Below are 14,942 nucleotides of genomic sequence, written 5' to 3'. Positions count from 1 at the left end.
GATGGACGCGATTCAGGCGTTTGAGCGTCTCGGGCTCTCCGCGCTGTCCGGTGCGGAGCAGAAGCGACCCGCGGCGGGGGCGAAGCCCGCCGATGCGGTGAGCGACCCGCGCTTCGCCGACCAGATTCGCGAGAGCCTCGGCAAGACCAACGAACTCCTCGTGCGCGCGAACCAGGCCGCGTCCGACGTAGCGACCGGCGAAGGCGATGCCGTCGAGGCCGTCCTCGCACTGACGAAGGCCGAGGTGGCGTTGCGTCACACCGTGGCGATGAGCTCCCGGGCGCTCGAAGCGTACCGAGAAGTGATGAGGCTCCAGCTCTAGATGGGTGAGTGGTTCGAGAATCTCTTTTCGCAGCTCGCGGCCTTGTCGCCCGCGCGACGCATGTTGCTCGCGCTGTCGGCGATGGGATCGCTGGCGTTCTTCGGTTGGGTCGTCTTCGGCGGCGCCGCCCCCGAGTACCGGGCCGTCTTCCGCGGCCTTCCCGAGGACGAGGCGGCACGCGTCGCCGAGGCACTGGCCGCCGAGCAGATCGACTACCAGCTCGCCGACGGGGGGACCGCGGTCCTGGTGCCGGCCGTCGAGGTGGCGGAAGCGCGCATCCGACTGGCCGGAAAGGGGCTCCCCAGCGGTGGCAGCGCGGGCTTCGAGCTTTTCGACAAGCCCGCCTTCGGCGTCACCGACTTCGTGCACCGGGTGAACTACCTGCGCGCCGTGCAGGGCGAGCTGGCTCGCAGCATCGAACAGCTCGATCCGGTCGAGCGCGCGCGTGTGCAGGTGGTGATCCCCGAGCGCCGCAACGTGTTGTCGCGTGAGGAGCGCGCCCCGAGCGCGAGCGTGGTGGTGCGGCTGCGCCCGGGACACGAACTCGCCACAGAGCAGGTACAGGCCGTGGTCCATCTCGTCGCCAGCGGCCTCGAGAGTCTGGACGCGGCGAACGTCACGGTCGTCGATGGATCGGGACGGCTGCTGGCGCCCCTCGAGGACGGGATGCCCGGATCCCTCGGCGCCACGGGCGTCTCGAACTACCAGGAGCGGGTCGAGGCCGAGCTCGCCAATCGCATCGAGACGATCCTCGAGAAGACCGCCGGCCCGGACAGCGTCGTGGCGCGGGTCCGCGCGGACCTCGACTGGACCGAGGTGGAGACCACCGAGGAAGTCTTCGATCCGGATTCCCAGGTGGCGCGCAGCGAGCGCCGCAGCACCGAGACGAACAACGACGAGGCCAGTGGAACCGCGGGCGGTGTGCCCGGCGTGGCCGCCAACGTGCCGGGCGGGGATGCGGCCTTCCCCCCCGAACCGGCCGTGTCCTCGTCGCGTGAGACCGAGACGATCAACTACGAGATCAGCAAGTCGGTCAGCCGACGCGTGGTGCCGATGGGGCGCGTCGAACGGCTGTCGATCGCCGTGCTGGTCGCCGACCCGATCGCGCCCGAAGGGGCCGAGGAGTCTGCCGCTCCGTGGACGCCGGAAGATCTGAGCCTCTTCGAAGCGCTCGCCCGTCAGGCGGTGGGTTTCGACGCCGACCGCGGTGACCAGATCACCGTGCGCAGCGCTCCCTTCCACGCGCCCGAGGCGATCCCGCTCGACGCGCCGAGCTTCTGGCCCCAGTGGTCGCCACTGATCGTGACCCTGCTGCGCGGCCTCGTCGCGGTGGTCGCCCTGCTCCTGTTCGCGCGCCTGGTGGTGCAGCCCGTGGTCGCCGCCCTGCCCGAACCTGCAGCGGCCGCGCCCGTGGCCGCCGCCGGGCTCGAAGAAGGCGGCGCTGGCGATCTAGAGGCCCTCGGCGGCTCCGCCGCGACCGCCGCTCTCGGGGCCGGCGGTGTCGCGCCCGCGACCGAAGACGGCGCGCGCGCCCTGAAGAACTGGCTGAACCAGAGCTGATCCCGTGGACTACGACTCCTTAGCTGGCGCCGAGAAGGCTGCGATCGTGATCCTTTCGCTCCCCGAGGATCAGGTGCGCGAGTTCCTTTCCCAGCTCGACGACGACGACGTCGAGAAGGCGCTCGCGGCGGTCTCGCGCATGGACGAGATCCCGAGCCGCGTGCAGCAGCTCGTCCTCCAGGAGTTCCACGAGACCCTGGGACGTTCGGAGACCGAATCGATCCGCGGTGGCCGAAAGCGCGCCATGTGGCTCGTGCAAAACGCGCTCGGCGACGACCGCGCGAACAAGATCCTCGAACACCTCGGACGCGACGAGAAGCGCATCGACTGGACGCTGCGCTCGTACCAGCCCGGCTTCATCGCCGAGCGGCTCCAATTCGAGCACGTCCAGACCATCGCACTCGTTCTCTCCCAGATGCCGGCGGAGCGCGGTGCAGCGGTCATCGAAGCGCTCCCCGAGGAACTGCGACCCGAGATCGTGCTACGCCTGGCCAACCTCGAGCCGGTGAGCAACGACGTGATCCACCATCTCGAGCTCGGCATCGCCGACCTCTTCGAGAAAAAGGTCGTACCGACCACGCGCGTGGGCGGTGCCAGCTCCACCGCAAGCATGCTCAACCGCGTCGCGAAGGAAGACGGCACCGCGATTCTCGACGAGGTCGAGGTCAAGGATGCCGAGACCGCCCTGTCGATTCGAAAGCGGATGCTCACCTTCGAGGACCTCATCCACATCGACCGACGCGGCTTCCAGGCCTTCCTCCGCGAGGTCGCGACCGAAGACCTCGCGGTGGCGTTGAAGACGTCTTCCGACGAGATGAAGGACCAGGTCTTCTCGAACCTGTCGTCGCGCGCGGCGGAGCAGATCCAGGAAGAGATGGAGCTGCTCGGACCGATGAAGCTCTCGGACGTCGAAACGGTTCAGGAGCAGATCGTCGAGACCGCGCGCCGCCTCGAGAGCGAGGGACGGCTGTCGATCGAGATCGGAGGTGGCGATGAGATCCTCGTTTGAGGAACAGCCCCTCTACCGTGGTGGCGAGTTCGTCGCAGACGGAGTGTCGCAGGAGAGCGCAACGGTCTCGGCCGAAGACGAGATCGCGCACCGGATCGCTGCCGCTTGCGAGCAGGCGCGCCGCGAGACCCGTGCCGAGGTCGAAGCCGAATGGCAGCAGCGCGCGGCGGAACAGGTCCGCGCCTTCGAGGCGGCAGCGGAAGCGGTCCAGCGTCTCGACGCCGATGGCCGCAAAGAGATCGGTGAGGCACTGATCTCGCTCTCGATCGCCATCGCCGAGCACGTCCTGCGTCAGGAGCTGCGTGCCCATCCGGACGCGCTGTTCTCGCTCCTCGACGAGGCCCTCGACAGCCTGGCCCAGCGCGGCGAGACGGTGATCGAGCTGGCGTCCGAGACCCTCGGCGACCTGCGCGAACGCCACGCCGAAGCCCTCCATCGCCTTGAGCAGACCTGGGACGCCCGCTTCGCCGCCGATGCCTCTCTCGCCGCCGGTGACGCGCGCGTCGTGTCCGAGCAGCAGCAGGTTTCGCTCGCGATCGAACCTCTGCTGGCACGCATCGGTGAGGCGCTCCGCAACCCGCCCGTGGACGAGGAGGACGCGTGAACGCCTTCGCGTCTCAGCTCCACGCGTGTCGACACGCGCTCTCGGCGATCCCGGTCGCCGTGCCCCAGGGTCGGGTCCGAACTCTGGTCGGGAACGTGCTGTCGGCCGAAGGCGTGCATGCCGAACTCGGTTCGCTGGTGCGGGTGCATCCCACCCAGGCGGCCGCCTTCCATGCCGAAGTGGTCGGGTTCCGAGGCACCGAAACCCTGCTCCTGCCGCTCGCCGAGCCCGGTGGCGTGCGCGCCGGTGACGGCGTCGAGACCGACCTGCCCGCCGAGGGCGTCCCGGATGCTCGCGCCGCACTCGGGCGCGTGATCAATGGTCTGGGCGTGCCGATCGACGCGGGACCGCGAATCCGCACCCGTACCGAGACCGCGCCGCTGGCAACGCGCGCGCCGACCCTGCTGCGAGAACGGGTCCGCGAACCCCTCGACGTGGGCATCCGCTCCATCAACGCCCTGCTCACGGTCGGCCGCGGCGCGCGCATGGGCCTGTTCGCGAGCTCGGGTGTCGGGAAGTCGACGCTCCTGGGTCAGATGGCGCGCTCGACCAAGGCCGACGCGGTCGTCGTCGCACTGATCGGCGAGCGGGGCCGCGAGGTCCGAGACTTCGTCGAGGAATCCCTGGGCGAAGCCCTGGCCCATTCGATCGTGGTCGTCGCCACCAGCGACGATGCCGCCGTGCTGCGCCGCCGAGCCGCGCAGCTGGCCACCCAACTCGCCGAAGACCTCCGCGCCGAGGGGCGCCACGTGCTGCTCTTGATGGACTCGCTCTCCCGCTTCGCGGCCGCCCAGCGAGAGATCGGGCTGGCGGCAGGGGAGCCCCCGGCGACGCGCGGCTACCCGCCGTCGGTGTGGAGCGCACTGCCGAAGCTCGTCGAGCGGGCAGGCACCGTCGCGGGCGCCGGCAGCATCACCGCGCTCTACACCGTGCTCTTCGAGGGCGATGAACAGCACGATCCGATCGCAGAGGCGATCCGTTCGCTGTTGGACGGCCACTTCGTGCTGTCGCGACGCCTCGCCGAGCGCGGTCGCCACCCCGCGATCGACCCGCTGGCCAGCGTGTCGCGGGTGATGAGCGACGTCGCGACCCCCGAAGCGCTGGCGCTGGCGACGCGCGCCCGCGCCGTGCTCGCGACCTATGCCGACGCCGAAGATCTGATCTCGATCGGCGCGCATCAACCCGGTCAGAACCTGCGGATCGACGAGGCGATTCGCCTCGAGCCGACGTTGGCCGCGTTCCTCGCCCAGGAACGATCCGAGGCGTGCGATCTCGAAGCCAGCTGGAACGGGCTCGCGAGCCTCCTCCAGGAAGGGAGCGCCGCATGAACCTCGCGCGACTCCAGCGCTGGTTGCGGCTCCGGGATCGACACGTCGATCGCGCTCGCCAGATGCGGGCGGAGACCGAGCGACGCCGAGACGCCGCCGCCCAGCAGCTCGCGGCCTCGACGCGTGCCCTCGGACAGGCGCGGGGTGACTTCACCGAGCGCAGTCGCGACGGGGCGAACGCGATGTTCTGGGCCACGGCCCAAGCCGGACTCGCCCACGCGGCCGAGCGGATGCGCGAAGCCGAGCGCGCGCTCGGAGAAGCGAATGAGGAAGACCAGCAGGCACTCGCGGCGCTGGAAGCCGCCCATCGCAGCCGCGAGGGACTCGCGCGCATCGTCGATCGCGAGCAGGACACCGAGCGACGCGACCGCGAGCGGGCCGAGGAAGCCCAGCGCGACGAGGTCGGGCAGCGTGTCCGACGTCTCGCGAGCTGGGCTCTGGCCGTCTGGATCGTCGCCATGCCGACCGCGCCACACGCAGAAGGCGAAGCGCCTCCGTCGTCGGATCCCGGCAGCATCACGCGGCTCGTCGAGGAGCTGCGCCAGCGCGAGACCCAGCTCGACCGACGCGAGCGCGAACTCAACGATCGCGAAGTCCATGTCGGCGACCTCGAGAAGCGGGTCATGGCGAGCCTGGCCGAGCTCGAGGAGCTCGCGAGCGCGATCGAGAAACGCATCTCGGATTGGGAGCAGGCGAACGGCGACAAGTCGATCGCCCGCCTCGCGAAGATCTACGGGACCATGGATGCGCGCCGTGCCGCGCCGCTCCTCGAAGAGCTCGAGCTCGACCTCGCTACCCGCATCATCGCGAAGATGAAGCACAAGGAATCCGCGGCCCTGTTGCCGTTGATGTCGCAGGAACGCGCCCTGGCCATGAGCCGCAACGTGGCGCACCCGCTCGGCGGTCCGGCCGCCATGGGAGAGAAGCCTTGATCCAGATCGATGCCCTGTTGGAGGCGCCGCCGACCGCGCCGAACGCAGCCCCTGCACGCGAAGCCTTGACGCCGGAGGGCGAGGGGTTCGACCCGTTGCTGGCCCAGCTCTTCGCCGCGGCCGCCGCCCCGCTCGAGGAAGACGGGGCTTCGGAAGAGCTCGCGGAGAACGCCACTCCGGAGACGAACGCCGAGACAGCGACCTTGGCGGCTCTGCCGGCGGAGATCTCGCGGACACCGCTGCCGGTCACCGCCGGCTACGTCGAGCGCGCGCTCACGCGCGGCCCGGCGCGGGCGAACGCCCCGGCCGAGAATCGCCTCCCGCAGGCCGCCGGTAACGAACCGCGACTGGCGGTGGTCGCCGATCCGATTGCCGCTGCGACCGCAGCACCCCCGCGCGACGCGGCCGAGAGCGTTCCCGAGCCCGCCCTCCCCGACCGGTTCTTCGGTCTCGAACGCGGCCGCGAGAGTGTGGCGGAACGCGCAGTCGACCCGACTCCGCGCAACGAGCCCTCCCCGCTCGCCCAGTTCGTGACGGCCCGCAACGCGGCATCGGAGCAAGCCTCGGGCCGAGCGTTGGCCGAGGCGCAAACGCCGGCCGCCGAACCGGCGCTCCCCGTGCCGAGCGGCCTCGAGAGTGCGCGCACTCCGGTGGCCCCGCCAGCGGTGGACGTCGGCACCTTGGCAGGCCCGGCGCCCGCTGCGCCGACGCCTGCCCCCGCTGCCGTGGAGCAGGTCCTGCCCCAGCGTATCGAGTGGCTTGCCCAACAGGGCGGTGGCACCGCGCGGGTGCGACTCGATCCGCCTTCGTTGGGTGAGGTCGACATCGCGGTACGCGTGCGCGGCGACCGGGTCGACCTGCGCATCCACGCCGAACAGGCCACGGCCCACCAGCTGATCGCCGAGTCCGTCGACCGTCTGAGTGACGCCCTCGCCCAGCGGGACCTGCGCGTCGAAGGCCTCGAACTGCGCTCCAGCGATCAGCCGCTCGGACGCGATGCAAACGCATCGTTCCAGGACTTCGAGCGCTCGGGCGAGCAGACGCCGGCCCGCGACCAACGCGGCGCGAACCGCGGCAATGGCGCCGAGCAGGAAACCCGCGGCGATGCGCCCGCCGAACCCACCGCGTCCGACGGACGCGGGATCGACCTGCGGGTCTAGAGGAGGATACCCATGGAGATCGGAGACGTACTCGGCGGTGGCACCGTGGCCACGACCGCGACCCGCGAGAGCGGTGCGAACGCGACTCTCGGACAAGAGGACTTCCTCGCCATGCTGATCGCGCAGCTCGAGAACCAGGACCCCCTGGACCCCCAGGACGCCACCGAGTTCACCGCCCAGCTCGCCCAGTTCTCGAGCCTCGATCAACTGATCTCGATGCGCACGTCGATCGATGCGCTGACCCAGAGCGGGGCGAACAGCCAGAACCTCGCGGCGGCGGGTCTGATCGGGCGCGAAGCTCTGGTCGATACCCAACAAGTGGGCATCCCGGCTGGACCCGACGCCGAGCTCCCGACCCTCTTCTTGGAGGCCAGCCGTCCGACCAACCTCCAGGGGCTGGAGCTCATCAACGGGGCCAACCAGGTCGTCGCCCGACTCCCCAGCCAGACCCTGGCGCCGGGACGCAACGCGATCGACTGGGCCTCCTTCAACCAGCTTCCGCAGGCCGGCGTCTACACCGTGCGCTTGACGGCCGCTCCGGGTGAGGTCGCTCCCAACGTGCTCGTCCAGTCCCGGGTGACGGGGACGCGCCTCGATGGCGACGCGCCGACCCTGGTCCTGAACGGCGTCGAGACGCCGCTGGGCGCCCTGCGCGAGGTGAGTGAATGAACGCCGCCATCTGGAAGCGACAGCTGAAGCGCCTGCTCGCCTCCCTGCTCGCGCGTCCCGAGCCGCCGACCTTCGAGCAGCTGCTGCGCAAATCGATCCGCTCGATCGAAGCCGAATCTGAATCTCACACTTTGCTTTTCCCGCCCTCTCACTGAGGTAGAACCATGAGCCTTTCGAATGCACTCTTTGCCAGCGTCTCCGGACTCGACACCGCCTCCACGGCGATCTCGGTGATCGGTGACAACATCTCCAACGTCAGCACGCCGGCATTCAAGGAACGCCGCGCGCTCTTCGCCGACCTGCTCGGCCAGAACATCTCGACCTCGGGCGGGGTCTCCCAGATCGGCTCCGGCAGCAAGGTGCTCAACGTGGGCCAGGTGTTCACCCAGGGGACCTTCGAGTCCTCGGCGAACACCACGGACCTCGGCATCGAGGGCCGCGGCTTCTTCATCCTCGACGGCCAACAGGGCCAGACCTATTCGCGGGCCGGCCTGTTCAACTTCGATCGCGACGGCCTACTGGTCGATGCCCTGGGACAGCGCGTCCAGGGGTTCACGATCGATCCAGCGACTCAGACCTCGACCGGACAGCTGGCCGACATCCAGCTGAACGTGACGCTGGCCGACCCGCAGGCATCGACCGGCATCGAGGTCTCGATGAACCTCGATTCGGCGGCTCCGACGAACGGCCCCTTCAGCCTGGTCGACCCGTCCGGGACGTCGAGCTTCCAGACCTCCGTCACCGCCTACGACTCCCTGGGCGGTGGCCACGAGGTCACGGTCTACTACACCCGCACCGGCCCGAACGCCTGGACCTGGAACGCGACGATTCCGCCCGCGGATTCGACGGTTCCCCCGGGAGCCGGTGAGACCGTGGTCTCGATCGGGGCCGGCACGCTGGCCTTCGACACGGCCGGCAACCTCTCGGCCACGACGGGTGGCCCCCTGGTCGCCAACTTCACCGGCGGCGGTGCCCTCGCCCAGAACGTCGCGCTCGACTTCGGTGCGACGGGCACGACCGCGGTGACCACCCAGTTCACCGGGGACGGCGACGACTCGACGGCGCTTTCGATCACCCAGGATGGCTTTGCGACGGGCAACGTGAGCAACCTGACGATCGACCGCGAGGGCTTCTTCGTGGTGAGCTTCACGAACGGTCGCACCCAGGCGCTCGCGCGGGCCGCGCTCGCCACCTTCCCGAGCGTCGAGGGTCTCACCGCGGTCGGGAACAACCTGTTCGTCGAGTCGCGAGAATCGGGACAGCCGCTGATCGGCGCTCCGGAGACCGGCCAGTTCGGTTCGGTCCGGTCGAACGCCATCGAGCAGTCGAACGTGGACCTGGCGGATCAGTTCATTCGACTGATCATCAACCAGCGCGCCTTCCAGGCGAACACCCGAACCGTCTCGACCACCAACGAGCTGCTCGCCAACCTGGTGCAGCTGGGTCAGTAGCCCGAGGCGGGTCGGCTCGCACGCTTCGAACCGACGCGTGGATCCGAGCGGGCGCGGGGTCTCTCCGGAGATCTCGCGCCCGTTTCACTTCTGGCCTGCGTCGCGCAGGGAACGCAGCTCTACGGCGTGGCGTCGACCACCTCCGTGCGCCGATCCGTCCGTCACGCCGGGGCCGTGGGCCCCGAGCGTGGGTCAGGGCATGCCCTCGGTTTCTTCGCGGATGCGATCGGCCTGGGCGATCACGCGGGCGATCTCCTGGGGCTCGAGGCAAAGCGCCACGGCATCCGGATCTGCTTCGAAATCCGCGATCTCGGCTTCCGGGTCGACCACGATCTCGGCGAGGCGCTGCCCGAGGCTCGCGACCCGCGATTCTTCCGACGGCTCCTCGTCCCGTCGCATGATCGACTCGATCACCACGCCCGGGAGCGCCCAGCTGCGCACGGCCGTGGCGGCAAACTGCGGGCCCAGAGCCCGGGCCAGCGAAGCGGCCGTCTCTTCGTCGGGGCGCTCGTAGGCGCGGGTGGTGGCGCCCAGCTCGTTCAAGACCATCGGCTGCCCGACGTCGGCGAGCAGGCCGCAGAGGAAGGCGATCTCAATATCGCGCCCCATCGAGCGCATCACTTCCTTCGCGAACAACCCGGACGCCAGGGATTGGCGCCAGATCCGATTGGCGAGGGTGGGATACACCTGGCCCTGGAAGAGACCGGCGCGCAGACTCACCGCGACGGCGATCTCCGAGGCCTCTCGCATCCCCAGACGGGCCACGGCCTGGTGTGCCGAAGCCACACGAGTCGCGGCACCGAGCGCCACCGAGTTGGCGCGCCGCAGCAGCGCCGAAGCCAGCGCGGCGTCTCGATTCATCAGCTCCGCGAGATCGGCCGCACTCGTGGACTCGTCGCGCGCCATCGCCATGGCGCGCTGGGCGATGTCGGGCAGCGGGGGAAGCTCGAGGTCCCCCTTCTCCAGACGCTCGCGCAGCCGGCCCTCCCAGCGTTCCCAGCGAGAATCGCGAACCGATCGCTGGCTGACGGCTTCGGCACCCACGTTCATGAGGCGTTTCCCCTCGCATTGCGACCGCGCCGGAGCGCGTGTCCACCTTCGAAAACTCGGCCTCCGGAAGCGTGTGCTTGAGGAAGCGGGGGGATGTGCGCCTTCGTTGCCGGAGCTCGCTGGCGGGACGCGCCGCACTTCTCCCGAGATCGACTGCGGAGAAACACCTACCCCGCCGCTCGGGTCTCGAAACGACGGTGCGCTCTGCGCTGCGGCGCGTGAATCGCGAGAGAAGCGGCCCTTTCGACCCCCTCCGTTCCAGCTTGGAAGTTTCGGGCTGAGCCCTCCCCGCACGAATCGCACATGCCTACCGAGCAAAATTGGGTCTTTCACTCGATCCAGCAGGGTGCAGCGAGACCGATGAGGGCGCTGAAAGCACGCGAAGTGAAGCGAGTTTCGTTTCACGCGTTGTGTTTCGAGATGCAGGGATTCAAAGCGAAGGGCCTCCATGGACATCGCGACCCTAGTGGGAATCATCGCCGGCACCGTGCTCATCGTTGGATCGATGGCAACGGGTGGAGACCTCGGCTCGTTCTTCAACGTGCCCGGCCTCGCGATCGTCGTGGGCGGGACGATCGCCGCGACGCTGATCAACGAGAGCCTCTCTCAGGTGCTGGGCGCCATGAAGGTCGGCTTGCAGGCCTTCTTCGAGAAGAAGGCCTCGCCGGACCAGACGATCGAGGACGTGGTCCAGCTGGCTGCGAAGGCGCGGAAGGAGGGGTTGGTCTCCCTCGAGAACGACGTGATCGAGGACGAATTCCTCGCGCGCGGCGTACGCCTCGGCGTGGACGGTCTCGACCCGGACGCCGTGCACTCGATCCTCGGCGCCGAGATGAAGACCATGAAGCAACGCCACCAGCGGGGCCAGGCGATCTTCAAGTTCATGGGCTCCACCGCCCCTTCCATGGGCATGGTCGGGACCCTCGTGGGTCTGGTCCAGATGTTGAAGAGCCTCGAAGACCCGGCCGCCATCGGCCCGGCCATGGCCGTCGCTCTTCTGACCACGCTCTACGGCGCGATCATCGCGTTCGTCATCTGTATCCCCATCGCCTCGAAGCTCGAACACCGCACGGATGAAGAAGTGGCGGCGAAGAGTATGGCGATCTCCGGGGTCGAATCGATTCTGAAGGGCGAGAACTCGCTGGTGATCCAGTCGAAGCTCGAGACCTTCCTCACTCCCGCACAGCGGGAAGCGCGGGCCGAGAAATGAGCGACGACGCCGAAGAAGGCGGATTCGAAGAACCGACGGCGCCAGCCTGGATGGCCACGTTCGGCGACCTGATGAGTCTGCTCCTCACGTTCTTCGTGCTCCTGATGTCCTTCGCGAGCATGGACGTGCGGCGCTTCGCCGCGGTGGTGGGATCGATGCGCGATGCCTTCGGCGTGCAGAAGAGCCACCCCGGGCAGATGGAGGCGGTCTCGAATTCGCTGGTCCAGATCTCGGACACCGAGTCCACCCCCTACCTCAAGATCCTCGACTTCCCGACGCGAATGGCGGAACGGGACCAGTCGCTGATCGATCGTCTCAAGCTGACGCTCAACGACCAGGAGCTCGAGCGCCTGCTCCAGATCGAGAGCACGCCGGAAGGCGTCGTCGTCCGCGTCCCCGGACAGATGCTCTTCGATCCCGGCTCGGCCGAGCTGCGCCCGTCCGCCGTGGTCTTCCTTCACGAGATCGGCAAGCTGATCGAGACGACGCCTGGATCCGTGTCCATCGACGGTCACTCGGACCCCACCCCGACCGGGCAGAGCCGCTATGGCAGCAACTGGGAGCTGTCGACCGCCCGCGCCGTTGCCGCCGTCGTCCACTTGACCGAGGTCGAAGGCATCGATCCCGATCGGCTGCGCGCCACGGGATACGGATCCTCGCGACCGCTCCCGAACGCCGAAGACCCCGCCGACCACCGGCGCGTGGAGTTCGTGTTCTTGCGATCCCTGCCGGAGCTCGCCGCGGAACTCGGCGCCGGCCCCGACTCAGCAGCGTCCGCCTCCGGTGACGCGCGTCCATAGGAGCACCCTGGAATGCATTCGTCTGCAGCGGCGCACAAAGAAGCGGAGCGCGCTCCCGAGAACGTGCTTCTCGTGGCCTCGAACCCGCAGGTTCGCACGGCCGCCACGCGCGACCTCGAGAGTCGGGGCATGCGGTGCGTGGAGGCGTTCTCCTCCGCCGAGGCCTTGCGCCTGCTCACGACCGAAGACGTCGATCTGCTGATCGCAGACGATGCACTGCCGTCGGATTCGGGCCTGGACCTGCTCACCACCACCCGAGACCACTGGCCCCATGTCCCGCGCATCCTGATCTCGGGGCTCGAGGAGCCCGATCGGATTCGCGCTGCGATCAACAACGCGGCCGTCTGCTACCTGCTGCCCACGGGTTGGGACAGCACGAGCTTCGAAGCCGCGCTGGCAGCCGCCGGCCGGCGTGAACCGGCGCGCGCCGCGACTCCGCGCCCGCGCAAGACGCCCCAGCGCTTCGCGGGCATCGTCGGGGAGTCGAAGGCGATCGTCGACCTCCTCGAACTCGTCCGGCGGGTCGGCCCCACCGACAGCACGGTGCTCGTGACCGGCGAGACCGGTTCGGGCAAGGAGCTGATCGGCCGCGCGATTCATGAGGCGAGCGACCGCCGCGACCGAGCCTTCTCGGCCGTCAACTCGGCTGCCTTCCCCGAGACCCTGCTGGAGAGCGAGCTCTTCGGACACATGCGCGGCTCCTTCACGGGAGCGACCAACAACAAGAAGGGGCTGTTCGAGCAGGCGAACACCGGCACGGTCTTCCTCGACGAGGTGGCGGAGATGCCGCTCTCGATGCAGGCGAAGCTGCTCCGGTTCCTTCAGACCGGCGAAATCCGACCGATCGGTGGCGACAGCACGCGTTACGTCGACGTCCGGCTCGTGGCCGCGACCAACAAGGATCTCGTCCAAGAGGTCGAGAAGGGGAACTTCCGCGAGGACCTCTACTACCGCCTCGCGGTGATCCCGCTCCACGTGCCCCCGCTCCGGGAGCGACTCGCCGACGTCCCGCTGCTCGCCGAGCACTTCCTGCGCGACCTCGCGGGACGCACGAACCGCGACCGACTCCAGCTCTCGCCCGACGCCCTCGACACCCTGGTGGCCTACCAGTGGCCGGGGAACGTGCGGGAGCTCCAGAACGTGATGGAACGCGCCGTCGCCCTCTCGCGCGGCGAAGTCGTCGGCATCGACGTCCTGCCCCGCTTCCATCGGACACCGACCGAGCGTGCGCCCGACGGCGTCGTCGAGAGCCTCCCCGTACTCGAGCGCCGGCACATCATCGAGACCCTGGAGCGGGTCGGGTGGAACCGCAAGCGCGCCGCCCAGCTCTTGCAGATCTCCACGACGACGCTTTGGAGACGTCTCAAGGAATTCGGAATCGAGGGCAAGCCCTCCTCCGCCCGTCTGGGATCCGAGCGAATCCTTCGCTCGGCCGGGAGATAGACCATGGCCGAAGAAGCCGAAGAAACCACACCCGAAGTCACGGCGAAGCCTCCCATCATGCTCGCGTTCATCGTGGGCCTGGTCGGCGCTGCCATCGGCGGAGGCGGCGCCTTCGTCGCCATCTCTCAGATGCCACCGCCCCAGGCCGCTCCGGTCGAGGAGGCCGTCGAGGAAGACGCGGAGCCCGAAGCGAGCTTCGCCGACCGCGTCCACGCCCTCGACCCCTTCGTCGTGAACGTCAGCGGTGAGGGCTATCCGCGCTACGTGAAACTCTCGCTCGCCTTCGAGATGGACTCTCCCGCCTCGAAAGAAGAGTTGGAGGCCCACATCGCCAAGGTGCGCGACCTCACGATCCTGCTGATCTCGAGCAAGCGGCTCGCGGACATCGAGGACTTCGAGGGGAAGGCACTCTTGAAGGACGATCTGCGCGAGCGGGTCAACGCCGTGATCTCGAAGGGCAACGTGGAGTCGGTGCTCTTCACGGAGTTCGTGGTGCAATGAGCGAAGCCGAGGCCGGCATCCTCAGCCGCGACGAACTCGCGGCACTGCTCGACGCGATCGCGAACGAGGGCGGGGAAGAGACTCCCTGGCCGCGGAAGCGGCCCGCGCCCCCACGCAAGGGTCCGATCGCGCGCGCCCTGTCGGGTTTCGCCGAGGAGCAGACGCGGCTCTTGTCGACGCTGCATCAACGCTCGCTCCGCTTTTCGGTCTTCGCCTACGAGCCCCTCGGCACCGCCGAGTTCGCGGGCTCCATGCTCCCGGAAGACCTGGCGATCGTGTTCGAGATGCAACCGTCCGGAGAGCGCGGCCTGTTGGTCGTGAGCCGTGCCTTCTTCTACGGCTGGCTGACGATCGCGCTCGGCGGCGCCAATGGCGTATCGCTCCAGGTGCCCTCGCGCGGCTACTCGAGTGTCGAGCAGCGCTTCCTGCGGATCCTCGGCACCGAGATCTGCCAGCAGCTGGGCCGTTCCCTGCGCGAGTTCGCGGCCGTCGACCTGCGGGTCGACGACGTGGTGGGCCCCGAGCTTCTGGGCGACGACGTCCCGTCGCGCCTCTATGTCGCGAGCCTCGACGTCGCGGGCTTCGACGAGGTCGCTCGGCTTCGGATCGGACTGCCGTCCGCGTGGGTCGAGAGTTTCGCCGCGCCGGCCGGAAAGAGCGGCGCGCCCGGTCACGAGCTGGCGGCCGCCCTGCGCGAGACACCGATCGCCGTGCACGCCGAGATCGGGCACGCCGACCTCGGCCTGCGTCGGATCGCTGCTCTGCAGGTGGGCGACACGCTCACCCTCGATCCGGTGCCCGGCGGCGAAGTCCTCGTGCGGCTCGAGGATCGACCGAAGTTTCGCGCCGTGCGCGGCGCCATCGGATCGCGCCTGGCCGTGCGCGTCGTAGGAGAGGTCTAGC

Annotated in this window: 16 protein-coding genes; 15 read left to right on the top strand and 1 reads right to left on the bottom strand. The window is 68.9% G+C overall.

What is annotated here, in order from left to right:
- Nucleotide 1: 1 nt before the first annotated feature.
- The 10 genes from AAF430_03060 to AAF430_03015 are packed head-to-tail and all read left to right on the top strand — an operon-like array spanning nucleotide 2 to nucleotide 9,035.
- Complete coding sequence (locus tag AAF430_03060) at nucleotides 2-322, top strand: flagellar hook-basal body complex protein FliE (GenBank protein ID MEM7409199.1); 321 nt, start codon at nucleotides 2-4, stop codon at nucleotides 320-322.
- A complete protein-coding gene (fliF, locus tag AAF430_03055) occupies nucleotides 323-1,882 on the top strand; it encodes a flagellar basal-body MS-ring/collar protein FliF (GenBank protein MEM7409198.1) in 1,560 nt (519 codons plus the stop codon).
- A 4-nt stretch (nucleotides 1,883-1,886) separates the two neighbouring features.
- Nucleotides 1,887-2,891 (top strand): flagellar motor switch protein FliG, encoded by a 1,005-nt coding sequence (gene fliG / locus AAF430_03050; GenBank protein MEM7409197.1) that lies wholly within the window; start codon nucleotides 1,887-1,889, stop codon nucleotides 2,889-2,891.
- The gene (locus tag AAF430_03045) at nucleotides 2,875-3,495 is read left to right on the top strand and encodes a FliH/SctL family protein (GenBank protein ID MEM7409196.1); all 621 of its coding nucleotides are present in this window, start codon (nucleotides 2,875-2,877) and stop codon (nucleotides 3,493-3,495) included. The genes fliG and AAF430_03045 overlap by 17 nt, the downstream gene beginning before the upstream one ends.
- Nucleotides 3,492-4,823: a FliI/YscN family ATPase gene (locus AAF430_03040; protein ID MEM7409195.1), complete on the top strand. Its 1,332-nt coding sequence runs from the start codon at nucleotides 3,492-3,494 to the stop codon at nucleotides 4,821-4,823. Before AAF430_03045 ends, AAF430_03040 begins: the two co-directional genes overlap by 4 nt.
- Nucleotides 4,820-5,755, top strand: coding sequence for a hypothetical protein (locus tag AAF430_03035; GenBank protein ID MEM7409194.1), 936 nt, complete (start codon nucleotides 4,820-4,822; stop codon nucleotides 5,753-5,755). Before AAF430_03040 ends, AAF430_03035 begins: the two co-directional genes overlap by 4 nt.
- Nucleotides 5,752-6,915, top strand: coding sequence for a flagellar hook-length control protein FliK (locus tag AAF430_03030; protein MEM7409193.1), 1,164 nt, complete (start codon nucleotides 5,752-5,754; stop codon nucleotides 6,913-6,915). Before AAF430_03035 ends, AAF430_03030 begins: the two co-directional genes overlap by 4 nt.
- A 12-nt stretch (nucleotides 6,916-6,927) precedes the next feature.
- Nucleotides 6,928-7,584 carry a flagellar hook assembly protein FlgD gene (locus tag AAF430_03025; protein MEM7409192.1) on the top strand — a complete coding sequence of 219 codons (657 nt, stop codon included), beginning with the start codon at nucleotides 6,928-6,930 and terminating at the stop codon, nucleotides 7,582-7,584.
- Nucleotides 7,581-7,739 carry a hypothetical protein gene (locus AAF430_03020; protein MEM7409191.1) on the top strand — a complete coding sequence of 53 codons (159 nt, stop codon included), beginning with the start codon at nucleotides 7,581-7,583 and terminating at the stop codon, nucleotides 7,737-7,739. Before AAF430_03025 ends, AAF430_03020 begins: the two co-directional genes overlap by 4 nt.
- A gap of 9 nt (nucleotides 7,740-7,748) precedes the next feature.
- Nucleotides 7,749-9,035 (top strand): flagellar hook protein FlgE, encoded by a 1,287-nt coding sequence (locus tag AAF430_03015; protein MEM7409190.1) that lies wholly within the window; start codon nucleotides 7,749-7,751, stop codon nucleotides 9,033-9,035.
- Nucleotides 9,036-9,227: 192 nt separating this feature from the next.
- On the opposite strand, the gene AAF430_03010 is transcribed toward AAF430_03015, so the two are convergent.
- Nucleotides 9,228-10,085, bottom strand: a complete 858-nt coding sequence (locus AAF430_03010; protein MEM7409189.1) for an HDOD domain-containing protein — start codon at nucleotides 10,083-10,085, stop codon at nucleotides 9,228-9,230.
- Between the two features lie 448 nt (nucleotides 10,086-10,533).
- Between AAF430_03010 and AAF430_03005 the strand changes: the two genes are divergently transcribed.
- The 5 genes from AAF430_03005 to AAF430_02985 are packed head-to-tail and all read left to right on the top strand — an operon-like array spanning nucleotide 10,534 to nucleotide 14,941.
- Nucleotides 10,534-11,295: a MotA/TolQ/ExbB proton channel family protein gene (locus AAF430_03005; GenBank protein ID MEM7409188.1), complete on the top strand. Its 762-nt coding sequence runs from the start codon at nucleotides 10,534-10,536 to the stop codon at nucleotides 11,293-11,295.
- Nucleotides 11,292-12,095, top strand: a complete 804-nt coding sequence (locus AAF430_03000) for a flagellar motor protein MotB (GenBank protein MEM7409187.1) — start codon at nucleotides 11,292-11,294, stop codon at nucleotides 12,093-12,095. The genes AAF430_03005 and AAF430_03000 overlap by 4 nt, the downstream gene beginning before the upstream one ends.
- Nucleotides 12,096-12,107: 12 nt before the next feature.
- The gene (locus tag AAF430_02995; protein ID MEM7409186.1) at nucleotides 12,108-13,538 is read left to right on the top strand and encodes a sigma-54 dependent transcriptional regulator; all 1,431 of its coding nucleotides are present in this window, start codon (nucleotides 12,108-12,110) and stop codon (nucleotides 13,536-13,538) included.
- Nucleotides 13,539-13,541: 3 nt separating this feature from the next.
- On the top strand, nucleotides 13,542-14,039 hold the full coding sequence (locus tag AAF430_02990; GenBank protein MEM7409185.1) for a flagellar basal body-associated FliL family protein: 498 nt from the start codon (nucleotides 13,542-13,544) through the stop codon (nucleotides 14,037-14,039).
- A complete protein-coding gene (locus tag AAF430_02985) occupies nucleotides 14,036-14,941 on the top strand; it encodes a FliM/FliN family flagellar motor switch protein (protein MEM7409184.1) in 906 nt (301 codons plus the stop codon). The genes AAF430_02990 and AAF430_02985 overlap by 4 nt, the downstream gene beginning before the upstream one ends.
- Nucleotide 14,942: the final 1 nt, after the last annotated feature.

It is taken from the genome of Myxococcota bacterium, assembly GCA_039030075.1.
Taxonomy (GTDB): Bacteria; Myxococcota_A; UBA9160; order UBA9160; family SMWR01; genus JAHEJV01.
This window is presented reverse-complemented; position numbering and strand designations above follow the sequence as displayed.

Excerpts from the sequence above, each read along its gene's own strand:
- AAF430_03060 (MEM7409199.1), top strand. The coding sequence starts at position 2 with ATGGACGCGATTCAGGCGTTTGAGCGTCTCGGGCTCTCCGCGCTGTCC.
- fliF (MEM7409198.1), top strand. The coding sequence starts at position 323 with ATGGGTGAGTGGTTCGAGAATCTCTTTTCGCAGCTCGCGGCCTTGTCG.
- AAF430_03045 (MEM7409196.1), top strand. The coding sequence starts at position 2,875 with ATGAGATCCTCGTTTGAGGAACAGCCCCTCTACCGTGGTGGCGAGTTC.
- AAF430_03035 (MEM7409194.1), top strand. The coding sequence starts at position 4,820 with ATGAACCTCGCGCGACTCCAGCGCTGGTTGCGGCTCCGGGATCGACAC.
- AAF430_03025 (MEM7409192.1), top strand. The coding sequence starts at position 6,928 with ATGGAGATCGGAGACGTACTCGGCGGTGGCACCGTGGCCACGACCGCG.
- AAF430_03020 (MEM7409191.1), top strand. The coding sequence starts at position 7,581 with ATGAACGCCGCCATCTGGAAGCGACAGCTGAAGCGCCTGCTCGCCTCC.
- AAF430_03015 (MEM7409190.1), top strand. The coding sequence starts at position 7,749 with ATGAGCCTTTCGAATGCACTCTTTGCCAGCGTCTCCGGACTCGACACC.
- AAF430_03010 (MEM7409189.1), bottom strand. The coding sequence starts at position 10,085 with ATGAACGTGGGTGCCGAAGCCGTCAGCCAGCGATCGGTTCGCGATTCT.
- AAF430_03005 (MEM7409188.1), top strand. The coding sequence starts at position 10,534 with ATGGACATCGCGACCCTAGTGGGAATCATCGCCGGCACCGTGCTCATC.
- AAF430_03000 (MEM7409187.1), top strand. The coding sequence starts at position 11,292 with ATGAGCGACGACGCCGAAGAAGGCGGATTCGAAGAACCGACGGCGCCA.
- AAF430_02995 (MEM7409186.1), top strand. The coding sequence starts at position 12,108 with ATGCATTCGTCTGCAGCGGCGCACAAAGAAGCGGAGCGCGCTCCCGAG.
- AAF430_02990 (MEM7409185.1), top strand. The coding sequence starts at position 13,542 with ATGGCCGAAGAAGCCGAAGAAACCACACCCGAAGTCACGGCGAAGCCT.
- AAF430_02985 (MEM7409184.1), top strand. The coding sequence starts at position 14,036 with ATGAGCGAAGCCGAGGCCGGCATCCTCAGCCGCGACGAACTCGCGGCA.